Annotated in this window: 9 protein-coding genes; 5 read left to right on the top strand and 4 right to left on the bottom strand. The window is 56.5% G+C overall.

Features of this window, described 5'->3' with window-relative positions:
- The 4 genes from CU103_RS04870 to CU103_RS04855 form a co-directional block, all read right to left on the bottom strand.
- Positions 1 to 1,212 (bottom strand): NAD(P)/FAD-dependent oxidoreductase, encoded by a 1,212-nt coding sequence (locus tag CU103_RS04870; RefSeq protein WP_106662817.1) that lies wholly within the window; start codon positions 1,210 to 1,212, stop codon positions 1 to 3.
- Positions 1,213 to 1,282: 70 nt separating this feature from the next.
- Entirely contained in the window at positions 1,283 to 2,599 is a 1,317-nt protein-coding gene (gene guaD / locus CU103_RS04865) for a guanine deaminase (RefSeq protein WP_106662816.1), read from the bottom strand.
- Positions 2,596 to 3,825 (bottom strand): urate hydroxylase PuuD, encoded by a 1,230-nt coding sequence (locus CU103_RS04860; RefSeq protein ID WP_106662815.1) that lies wholly within the window; start codon positions 3,823 to 3,825, stop codon positions 2,596 to 2,598. Before CU103_RS04860 ends, guaD begins: the two co-directional genes overlap by 4 nt.
- A gap of 202 nt (positions 3,826 to 4,027) precedes the next feature.
- Positions 4,028 to 4,741, bottom strand: a complete 714-nt coding sequence (locus CU103_RS04855) for a 2OG-Fe(II) oxygenase (RefSeq protein ID WP_245448604.1) — start codon at positions 4,739 to 4,741, stop codon at positions 4,028 to 4,030.
- 188 nt (positions 4,742 to 4,929) lie between these two features.
- Between CU103_RS04855 and CU103_RS04850 the strand changes: the two genes are divergently transcribed.
- From CU103_RS04850 to CU103_RS04830, 5 genes are all read left to right on the top strand, one after another.
- Positions 4,930 to 5,358: a hypothetical protein gene (locus tag CU103_RS04850; RefSeq protein ID WP_106662813.1), complete on the top strand. Its 429-nt coding sequence runs from the start codon at positions 4,930 to 4,932 to the stop codon at positions 5,356 to 5,358.
- Between the two features lie 109 nt (positions 5,359 to 5,467).
- Complete coding sequence (secD, locus tag CU103_RS04845) at positions 5,468 to 8,002, top strand: protein translocase subunit SecD (RefSeq protein WP_106662812.1); 2,535 nt, start codon at positions 5,468 to 5,470, stop codon at positions 8,000 to 8,002.
- Between the two features lie 188 nt (positions 8,003 to 8,190).
- On the top strand, positions 8,191 to 9,954 hold the full coding sequence (ybaL, locus tag CU103_RS04840) for a YbaL family putative K(+) efflux transporter (RefSeq protein ID WP_106662811.1): 1,764 nt from the start codon (positions 8,191 to 8,193) through the stop codon (positions 9,952 to 9,954).
- Between the two features lie 39 nt (positions 9,955 to 9,993).
- Positions 9,994 to 10,941, top strand: coding sequence for a lysylphosphatidylglycerol synthase domain-containing protein (locus tag CU103_RS04835; protein WP_106662810.1), 948 nt, complete (start codon positions 9,994 to 9,996; stop codon positions 10,939 to 10,941).
- Positions 10,942 to 11,105: 164 nt separating this feature from the next.
- Positions 11,106 to 11,666 carry an alpha/beta hydrolase gene (locus CU103_RS04830; protein WP_106662809.1) on the top strand — a complete coding sequence of 187 codons (561 nt, stop codon included), beginning with the start codon at positions 11,106 to 11,108 and terminating at the stop codon, positions 11,664 to 11,666.

Genomic DNA, 11,666 nt, shown 5'->3' with positions numbered 1-11,666 from the left:
CTATTTGAAAGCAAACAAGTCCTCGTCCGGATCGCCTGTTCCGTTGATCAGGCCACGGATGAGCTGTGCCGCGACCATCGAAAATGTAATGCCATTTCCGCCATAACCAAGCACAGCATAGCAGCGGTCCATGCCGGGGATCGATCCTATCGTCGGCAGACCGGTGGAACCGGAACCGAAACTACCTGTCCACGCGTAGTCCGCTTCCGCAGTCACTTTGGGAAACAGCTTTTTAAGCTTTTCCAGAATGGCCCTGGTCTTTGCGGGGAGTTTCGCGTCGCGCTCGCCTTCGTCCTCGAATTCCTCATCTTCACCGCCAGCAATAATGCGCCCGTCGCCTGTAGTGCGCATATAGAGATATGGATCGGACGCTTCCCAGATCAGACAGCCTTCCGGCCAAAGCCATTCTTTCTGCGGTGGTGTTGCAAGAGCCCACGTGGAGATGATCTCGTGTCCTTCTTGCGGCACCTGCTTGGGAATTTCATACCCCGTTGCAGACACGAGATACTTGCAGCGGATTTTCCGCCCTTCCCGGGTCGTGGCGAGCACGTCGCGAGACCTTGGCTCGATCGATATGACATCGACAGGCGAATAAATTTTCGCGTCGCGTTCTATCGCCGCGCGCAGATATCCAAGGGCCAGTTTACGCGGGTTTGCCTCGATATTGCCGAAGCTCATCAGAGCCGCCTCGCGATCGATGCGGAATCTGGTCTTCAGTTCGTCTTGATCTAGAAACTTCGTTTCGAAGCCCGCCCGGCGGCGCGCCAGAAATTCTTTCTGCAAGCCTTTCTCGTCGAGAAGGTCGCCGGCAAGGTAAAGCGAATTCCTGTTTCTCATCTCGCAGGCGATCTTCAGCTCACGCGTCCGCTCGCGCAGTGCATCCACAGCAAGCTTCGAGCGGCGCCACGCTCGCTCAGCATCCTTGAGACCAATTTGTCGTGCAAGCTGATGTAAAGGTGTGTCGATTTCGAACTGCAGGAGGGCGGTGCTGGCCGGTGTCGATCCTGTGACTGGCTCGCGGCGATCGAAGATCGAAACCCTGAATCCGGCCTCGCTCAAGCTTTCAGCCATCAGCGCGCCGCTTATCCCGGCGCCAACAATTGCGATATCGGTTTCGATATCATCAGAGAGCAGGTCAATCTTGACACGGGAGGCCGGTCGACCGAGCCAAACAGGTCGGCCGCTCCTTAAGTCCCGATGCTGTGTTATCATGAAAGGTCCCGAAGTCGGAGGCAGTTGACGGTGTCGAACGGCCAAGCCTGTCCTTTGGTTCCTTACATCCTCAGCTTGTCAAAGTGCTTTTGGCCGCCCTGCCCGCCACGTAAACCTCGGCGATCGTCCTGTCATCGCCCATTGTCTGCATCAGGAAGAGCTCTTCCACAAGCGTTTCCACGGTCTCCATACGAATGCGCATGGCAGGCGTTGCACGCGCATTTAGCACGACACAGTCAGCCTCGGCGCCAAGTACGAACGAGCCGATATTGCCCTCCAATGACAGTGCCCGTGCGTTGCCAAGTGTCACCTGATAGAACGAGCGCAGGGGATGATATCTCTGGCCTTGAATATTGAGGATTTTGTAACCCTCATCCAGCGTGCGCAGCATGGAATAGGAAGTGCCACCGCCGATGTCCGTTGCAATTGCCGTCCGAACCTGTGGATCCGACGCGCGCAGCCGTGCAAGATCAAACAGTCCGCTGCCGATGAACAGATTGGAGGTCGGACAGAACACTGCCACTGAAGCACTGTTTGCGATTGCCCCGATTTCCGCGTCCGTCAAATGAATGCAGTGCCCCAGCAGCGTCTTCGGCCCGAGCAGTCCGTAATGTTCATAGACGTGCGTATAGTCCCGGCTCCACGGAAACAGCTCCGCAACAAAGGCGATTTCCGCATTGTTTTCGCATAGATGCGTCTGCACATGCAGTTCCGGATGTTCGCGAACCAGAGTACCGCTCATCTCAAGTTGTTCCGGTGTCGATGTCGGCGCAAAGCGCGGCGTGATCGCATAGAGCTGGCGGCCTTTGCCATGCCATTCGTCGATCAGTGCCTTGCTGTCGTCGTAGCCGGATTGCGCCGTATCGAGCAGGCTCGGCGGGGCGTTGCGGTCCATCATGACCTTACCGGCAATCATACGCATGTTACGCCGGTGCGCCTCGGTAAAGAACGCCTGGACCGATGCCTTGTGTACCGAACAGTAAGCCGCGGCTGTCGTAGTGCCATGCCGGATCAGTTCATCGAACAGAGCCGAGGCGATACGCTCCGGATGTCCCTGATTTGAAAACTTCTGCTCCTCGACAAAGGTATACTTATTGAGCCACTCCATCAGCGCGCCGGCATAGGAACCAACGACCTGCATCTGCGGATAATGGATATGGGTGTCGATGAAGCCCGGCATGATCAGATGCGGGTGATGGTCGATGACCTCGACATTGCGGCCTTCCCCTCCCCGCAGCCGCGCATAGTCATCGAGTGCGACGACCTTTCCATCGCGTACGAGCAAGGCGCCATCTTCGAGATAAATGAACGCTTCCGGGCTTGTCTCGCCGGCCAGCGGTTCGTCATGAAAGGTCAGGATACGGCCACGCAATAATAGTTCCGTCATTGCATTGATTTTCCCGCTACTGCCCCACGATACCACGAGACAATCTGCGCACGCTCGCCGTCAGTCATTTGTGTGAGATTGCCAGGGGGCATGGCATGACTGGCGCCCGCCTGAATGTAGATCTCGCTCGCATGGGTCGCAATCAATTCGTCCGTATCGAGGCGAATACCTTTTGGCGGCATCATGATCCCTTCCCAGGAAGGGTCCGCCGCATGGCACATGGAGCAACGTCCCATAACCGTATCCCGCACCTGCTCGAAATTCGCTGCGTCCAGGAAGGGTTCAGCGGCGCGCGAAGCTTTTCGCTCGCCCGTCAAGGCCTGGGGAACAGTCGAAAGCCAGATAATGATAATGAACAGAATGGTGCTGGCCAGCCAGGTCCAGTGCGGATTGCCCGTCCCCGCATGCCGCGAGTTGAAGTAATGGCGGATGAGCACGCCGATGATGAATATCAGCGCTGCGATGACCCAGTTGAATTGCGTGGAAGTAGCGAGCGGATAGTGGTTCGACAGCATCAGGAAGATAACCGGAAGGGTCAGGTAATTGTTGTGTGTCGAACGCTGCTTGGCCTGCTTCCCGAGCTTGGGATCCGGCACCTTCCCAGCAATGAGGTCGGCAACAACCTTCTTCTGGTTTGGAATGATCAGCAGGAATACGTTCCCCGACATGATCGTCGCGGTGAATGCGCCAAGATGCAGGAACGCGGCTCGCCCAGTGAAAAGGTGCGTGTAACCCCAAGCCATGAAGACGATCACGGCGTAAAGAATGATCATCAGCGCAGTATCGTTTGCGGCAAGCGGCGATTTGCACAAGAGGTCGTAGATCAGCCATCCGATTGAAATCGATGCGAGCGAGATCAGAATCGCGACCGGCGTCGAAACATCAAGAACATTGCGGTCGATCAGATAGAGATCGGCACCCGCATAGTAGACGATGCACAGGAGTACGAAACCGGACAGCCATGTGAAGTAGGACTCCCATTTGAACCAGATGAGATGTTCAGGCATATGCGCCGGCGCGACCATATATTTTTGAATGTGGTAGAAGCCGCCACCATGGACCTGCCATTCCTCGCCATTCACACCTTGCGGAAGGTTCGCATGGCGGCGCAATCCGAGGTCGAGCGCAATGAAATAGAAAGATGATCCGATCCAGGCGATTGCCGTGATCACGTGCAGCCAGCGCGCCGCAAAATTCAGCCAGTCCCAGAAAATCAGATAATCCATCGAGGCCCCATGCACGCGGTTTACCGCGTCACAATGCGGTTCTTCGCGGGTCGATGCAACGAGGGCCGTTGAGATTCAGGTCAGCGTGTGCCGAAAATGGTGCTTTCAAGCACCGGAGTGCAATGCACATCGTCGTACATGAGCACCGGAAGCGCAGAAACGTGCCATTTGCAGGCGGCCATGGCGTCAATATCAACAGACCCTACTTCGAATCGTGGAAGATAATGCCGAGCGTATGGCGCTTGCCACTGCGCAGGCGGCTGACACCGTGGCGCATATTCACCCGGTAGTGGCCACGCGTTCCTTTAACCGGACGCTGGCTTACCGGAAAGATCACTGCGTCGCCCTGCTGTAACGGCACGATCTCGGCACGTGACTGCATGCGCGGTCGCTGCTCTGTCAGGACAAACTCGCCACCCGTGAAATCCTCCTGGGGTCTGGACAGCAGAAACGCGACCTGGAGCGGAAAGACGTGTACGCCGTATATATCCTGGTGCAGGCAGTTATAATCGCCTTCGCCATATTCCAGCAGCAACGGCGTTGGCCGGTCCTGCCCTGCTTCGTGGCATCGCTCGATAAAAGCTTCATGCTGGTCCGGATAATGGACATCAATGCCCATCAACTCATTCCAGCGGTTGGCGATGCCGGCCAGCGGCGGATAAAGCGACTGGCGCAGATCGCTCACAAGGCCGGGAAGCGGATAGCTGAAGTATTTGTATTCGCCGCGCCCAAATCCATGCCGCGCCATGACGATGCGTTTGCGAAACTGACTGTCATCGGGATAACCCGTCGCAAGCTCTTCGCAATCCGCCCTGGACAGCACATTCTTCAAAATGGCGCAGCCGAAATTGTCCAGCTCCGTCTCGATCGTGCGCCACGGGATTGCTGCTGCATTTCTGATTGTATCTGCCATCATGACTTCTCCGTTGTTGAACAAGAGTGCCATCCTGGCTGTTTCGTTCCACCCGTTTCCTGCAAAACGACATATTTTCGGGCCATCCTGGCCATAACACGACGATTTTAGGTGACTCAGCCTGCCAGAGTTCATAAATAGAGTCGCAGCGAGGTGCTCAGCACCGCGATAATTGAATATTGGATAAGAGAATGGGCATTCATGGAAATAGCAAAACAGGAAAGCGCAGCGCTGCGCCGCTCCTGATTTCTATTTTCTGGCTCGTTTCGACAATCGGGGCCGCCTTGGGGACTGTCTACTTGACAGGCCTCGACGCCGGTATCGCGAGCAGCGAATTCGGCACACCGAACAAGAACGAAACGCGCCTCGCCCACGAGGCCGGCGATCAATCGACTCCGGTGCAGCGGCCAATGCGCGTCGTGGCGCTGGAAGCGCTGCATTTGAAGATCAAGAGTGGCCTGCAATCCGATAGCGGTCCCCAGGACACATTGCTGCCCACGGGTTCAAGACTGGTTATCGCAAACCGGAAGAATGTACTTTCCGTTCAGGTCAGTTCAAGTTTTACACTGGGCCACAATTCAGTTTTCAGCGCCCGCGCGCCTCCTTTGACCGCGGCCTGACATCACCGTTTCCGCTTAGGATACGACGAAAACAAACTCCGCCTGCCGCCAAGCAGACTCGTAATCCAGTTCTCGGCAGCATGCCCGCACCTCACAACGGAACACAGATATGCGTACTTCGAGATGGGTTCTATGGACCTATATTATTATCATTCTTGCAGGCATCGTCCTCGCTCTCCCCAACATGTTTACCAAGGCGCAGCTCGATGCCATGCCCAGCTGGTTCCCCAAGAAACAGGTAGCATTGGGTCTTGACCTTCGCGGCGGGTCCTATCTGGTTCTCGAAGTCGATGCGGCGGCCCTCAAGAAAGACCGCATCAGGTCCATGCTGGATGACGCACGCGGCCATTTGCGTACAGCCAAAATCCAGCCGCAATCCATTCGCGTTGCTGGCGACGGCGTTGTCGTTACCCTCGCCGATGCTGCCCAACGCGACGCTGCGGTCACTGCCTTGCGTGAGTTGACCACCCAGGTTGCGCAGGTTGGATTTGCGGCACCTGTCAGTGACATTGACATCACTACCAACGACAATCAGATCCGCCTGACGCTGACCGAAGCGGGGATGAAGGACAAGCTCGACAATGCACTGCAGCAGAGCCTTGAAATCGTCCGTCGCCGTGTCGACCAGGTCGGCGTAGCGGAACCCTCCATCCAGCGCGTGGGCTCGGATCGCATCGTTGTCCAGCTTCCGGGCCTGCAAGATCCAAGCCAGCTCCGCGCTTTGCTTGGTAGCACCGCCAAGATGACTTTCCACATGGTCGCAGACCGCAATGCGGGTGAAACGCCGCAACCAGGCGTCACGACCCTGCCGGATGTGAAGGATCCCGCCATAACCTATCCGGTCGAAGACCGGGTGGCCATTAGCGGTGAGCGCTTGACCGATGCTCGTGCAGCATTCGATCAGCAGACCAACCAGCCGATCATAACCTTCCGCTTTGACAACGTCGGCGCGCGTCAATTTGCGGACATTACCAGCCAGAATGTCGGCCGGCCTTTCGCCATCGTTCTCGACGGCAAGGTTCTGACGGCGCCTGTAATCCAGGTACCGATCACTGGCGGTTCTGGTCAGATCACGGGCAATTTTACAGTCCAGGACACGGTCACGACTGCGGCGCTTCTGCGCGCTGGTGCGCTACCCGCGCCCCTTACCGTGATTGAAGAACGCACGGTAGGTCCCGACCTTGGCGGCGACGTCATCAAGATGGGCCTGCTGACAGGTCTGATCGGCTTTGCGCTCGTCGTCGGCTTTATCTTCGTCCTTTATAGCGGCTGGGGTCTGATCGCCAATCTTGCTCTCGCACTGAATGTCGTGCTGACGTTCGGCATATTGAGCCTGCTTGGCGCGACACTGACACTGCCCGGCATAGCGGCTATCATTTTGGGTATTGGCTTTGCCGTGGACGCGAACATTCTAATCAATGAACGTATTCGCGAAGAAGCGCGCAAGGGCATCGGCGCCATGGCTGCGGTCGATCGCGGCTTTAAGCTGGCCTATTCGACGATCATAGACTCGCAGGCCACACACCTTATCGCGACGCTCCTGCTATTCCTTTTCGGTACCGGACCGATCCGCGGCTTTGCCATCACCATGATCATCGGCGCGCTCGTTTCGATGTTCACTGCTGTCACCGTCGTCCGCGTCATGATGACCGCCATTGTCCGCCGCCGGAAAATGAAAACAATCCGTATCGAACACCTGTTCAAGCTCGTTCCGGAAAACACGAACATATCGTTCATGAACGCGCGCTTCTTCGGTATCGGCGTTTCCATCTTCCTGTCGATCGCATCGATCGTTCTGTTCATCCACCCTGGCCTGAACTATGGCATCGATTTCAAGGGTGGTATCCAGGTCGACGTCACAACCTCAAAGCCGGCTGATCTCGCCTCCATGCGTTCAACACTGGAGGGTCTTGGTCTCGGAGAAGTCGCCCTGCAACAAGCTGGTGGTGACAACAGGGTTCTTATCCGCGTGCAGCGGCAAGAGGGTGGCGAGATCGCGCAGACTGAAGCTGTCACCAAAGTCAAGGCGGCGGTCGAGCAGCTTGATCCGGGTGTGAAGATTGAAAGTTCGGAAGTCGTCGGACCAAAGGTAAGTCAAGAACTGGCTCGGTCGGGTATCCTCGCGGTCGTTCTCGCCAGCTTGGCCATGCTGCTTTACATCTGGTGGCGATTCGAATGGCATTTCGCGCTTGGTGCGATCGCTACATTGATCCTCGACACCACCAAAACGGTTGGCTTCTTCGCGCTGATGGGACTCGACTTCAATCTGACGGCGATTGCGGCCCTGCTGACAATCATTGGCTACTCCGTCAATGACAAGGTTGTGGTTTACGATCGCATGCGTGAGAATTTGCGCATCCACAAGAAAATGCCCCTGCGTCAGATCATCGATCTGAGTATCAATCAGACGTTGGCGCGCTGTATCTACACCTCACTGACCGTCTTCCTTGCCATGCTTCCAATGGCGATCTGGGGCGGCAAGGCAGTGGAAAACTTTGCTCTGCCGATGCTCTTCGGCGTTGTCATTGCAACGAGTTCCTCGCTCTTCATTGCAGCGCCGATCTTGCTGCTGCTGGGAACCTGGTGGGAAAAGAACCACGCTCACCGCATTGGTTCCAGTGAAAAACCGGTAGCTCAGGGCTGACCGGAAATCCTTGTTAGCGATCGACGCTAACTATTTGCGGTGCAGGGAAAAAATCACCTTCCTGCACCGCATATCGACGAAATCGGTTTGCAAGCCCTCCCCGGTACGCAATACTGCTGGACGGGTCCCTGCTGCAGGACCGTGATTTTTCATTCTTTCAATAGCTCACAAGGGGGAGACGCCGACATATGCCTCATGAAACGCCGCTGATTGCGACAATCGTCATAGGTCTTGTACTGGCCTTCATTTTCGGTGCGATTGCCAACCGCCTGCGTATTCCACCCCTTGTCGGTTATCTTGTCGCCGGCGTCTTGGCCGGCTCCCACACTCCCGGATTTGTTGCCGATCAGGACCTGGCGGCCGAACTCGCGGAAATCGGCGTCATCCTGCTCATGTTTGGCGTCGGGCTGCATTTCTCCCTGAAAGACCTTCTGTCGGTCCGCGCGATCGCTATCCCCGGTGCCATCGTGCAAATCGTGGCGGCAACCCTGCTTGGTGCAGGTCTCGCCTGGATCCTTGGCTGGAACATGCAAGCCGGGTTGGTTTTTGGTCTGGCTCTGTCGGTAGCAAGTACGGTCGTTCTCCTGCGCGCCATGCAGGAACGCCGTCTCATCGAGACTGAACGCGGCCGCATCGCAGTTGGCTGGCTGATCGTCGAAGATCTTGCGATGGTCCTTGCATTGGTATTGCTGCCCGCCATCGCCGGCGCCATCAATGGCGGCGGCACAGCGGACGGGGCAATCCACGCCGCAAGCGACCCGATCGCATCCTATTTTAATCTCGGCATAGGCGGCGTCATCACACTGACGTTCGGCAAGGTTGCAGCATTTGTTGCGGTCATGCTCATCGTCGGCCGCCGGGTCATTCCATGGACCTTGCACGCGATCGCGCATACCGGCTCACGCGAACTCTTTCGTCTCGCGGTTCTCGCAATTGCGCTTGGCGTTGCCTTCGGCGCATCGAAGCTCTTTGGAGTATCCTTGGCGCTCGGTGCCTTTTTCGCCGGCATGATCATGAGCGAATCCGAACTCAGCCACCGGGCAGCAGAAGAATCCCTGCCTTTGCGCGACGCTTTCGCGGTGCTGTTCTTCGTATCTGTCGGCATGCTGTTCGACCCGATGACGATCGTCAACGACCCGCTGCCGCTTCTCGCGACCCTTGCGATCATTGTCATTGGCAAGTCGCTGGCGGCATTTTTCATAGTCCTTGCCTTCGGCTATCCGATGGGAACAGCCCTCATTATTTCTGCCAGTCTCGCGCAAATTGGCGAATTTTCCTTCATTCTTGCCGAGCTTGGCGTGGGGCTGGGCATGCTGCCAGAAGAAGGCCGTGATCTGATCCTTGGCGGAGCTATCCTCTCCATTCTACTCAACCCGCTCGTGTTTGCCGGGGTCAGCTATCTGAAACCGAAGCTCGAGAAGCGCCTCCCCGCCACAGCTGAGCCTGTTGCTGATCCTGAGGCGACCCCCGTGGAGGAGTCCGACGTTGAAGAAATCCGCCCCACCACGCTTACCGATCATGCAGTTCTGATTGGCTATGGCCGTGTGGGCAGTCTCGTTGGCGATGCCTTGAAGGAAGCCGGCAAGCCTTTTCTGGTTATTGAAGACGCAGACAAAACGGTGGCTAAGCTGCGTGACGACGACATCGAAACGATCGTCGGCAATGCTGCCAATGGAGATATTCTGGCGGCCGCCAACCTGGCCGGCGCGCGCCAGTTGATACTTGCCATTCCGAACGCATTCGAGGCGGGGCAAGTCGTCGTCAAGGCACGTGCTGCAAATCCGGTCATCAACATTCTGGCTCGTGCCCATTCGGATGCCGAAGTACAACATTTACAGGACCTTGGTGCCGATGCAGTCATTATGGGCGAACGCGAGATCGCACGCGGCATCGTTGCCCATATTCTCAACCTTGACGAGCCGAAGCCGGAGGGACCATTGACCGGACAATGATAAAAAGAAGCCTATAATGACAGCTCGGCAGGAAAAAGCATGAAGTTGAAGGATTATGTATGGCCGGTCATCGGACTGGCTGCCGTCGGCATTTCCGTATGGCTCCTTTACCGGGAACTGCGGAGCATCTCGCTCGACGACGTGATCCACAGCCTCTACGCCATTCCCGTGCATCGCTGGATTCTGGCGGGCGTTTCATCCCTCGTCGCCTATGCAGCACTTGCCGGCTACGACCGCATTGCGCTTTTGCATCTTCGCCGCAAGATTTCCTGGGTGTTCATTGCCCTTTGCTCATTCACAACCTATGCGCTCTCGCACAATATCGGCGCGTCGGTACTGTCCGGCGCGGTCGTCCGCTACCGTGCCTATTCCTCACAAGGTATGAGCGGACCCGAAATTGCACTGCTGATTGCATTCTGTTCGTTTACCTTCTTGCTGGGAGTATTGACGCTCAGCGCCGTTGTGCTGCTGGTCGAACCGGAACTTTTGCAGCGTTTCAACACCGATCTGCTCTCCTTGAGCTACGTCCTTGGTTTTGGCTCGCTGGCAGTCGTATCGTTGTATGTTTTTGGCAGCTGGCTGCATTTCAAGCCGTTGCGTATTCGCCGCTTCACACTCGAGTATCCACGTCTATCGGTTGTGGCTCAACAACTCGTCGTCGGGCCTTTGGAGCTCATCGGTGCCGCCGCCATCATTTATTTCACTCTCCCAGCTGCTGGGAATCCCGGCTTCCTCATCATTCTCGGCATATTTCTGGTTTCATTTTCTGCCGCGTTGATCTCTCATGCGCCAGGTGGCCTCGGCGTATTGGAGCTGGTCTTCCTCACTGGTTTGCCTGACATGGATCAGGCAGATGTGCTGGCAGCGCTCATCATTTTCCGGTTGTTCTATCTTCTGATCCCCTTTGCGCTCTCGCTGCTTGTGGTGCTCTTTTTCGAGCGCTCGCAACTGCTGCTGCGCTGGTACAAGAAGGATGGTGAAGCCTGACCGTGAACGTCGGGGCCATTTTACGATCATCGATATTTATGCAGGAATATTTTCAAGATTTCGCAGAGTTTAGTGTGCTGTTCCTTCAAGGATGTGTGTCGCCGGCCTATTCTGAAGCCACGTCAGATTTTCCCCTTAAGAAAATTTGTTTGAAGGTAGCACCGATGACGACATTGATCATTCCAGGATATCGCGGTTCCGAAAAGGGACATTGGCAACGTCAATGGCTGGCTGAGGATGAGACCGCACGCCTCGTTGAGCAGGATGACTGGGAGAACCCGGTGCTGTCACAATGGCTGCATGTGCTGGAGGCAGCACTTGCGGAGACGCCCGGCGCGATTCTGGTGGCTCATAGCCTCGGGTGCGTTCTCGTCTCACACCTGGCCAGACGCCCATCGGCGGCCCATGTAGCGGGTGCTTTGTTGGTTGCGCCGGCTGATGCCGAACGCATGGCCGTACACGATTCGAAGTTTCGCAGCTTTGCACCGCTGCCGCGTCACAATCTCGGTTTTCCCTCGATCGTCGTCGCTAGCCGGGACGATCCTTATATATCCTTCAACAAAGCGCGGGCACTTGCCGATATCTGGGGCGCTGGCTTTGTCGATATGCAATATGCCGGGCACATCAACATCGAGAGCGGTTTCGGATCATGGCCCGAGGCCTACATTCTCGCCGATTCCATGCGGCGGCCTCAGGAGAGGTTTCGCACACAGCGCGCCGCCTGA

Origin of the sequence: Phyllobacterium sophorae (assembly GCF_003010965.1) — a bacterium.
Classification (GTDB): Bacteria; Pseudomonadota; Alphaproteobacteria; order Rhizobiales; family Rhizobiaceae; genus Phyllobacterium; species Phyllobacterium sophorae.
This window is presented reverse-complemented; position numbering and strand designations above follow the sequence as displayed.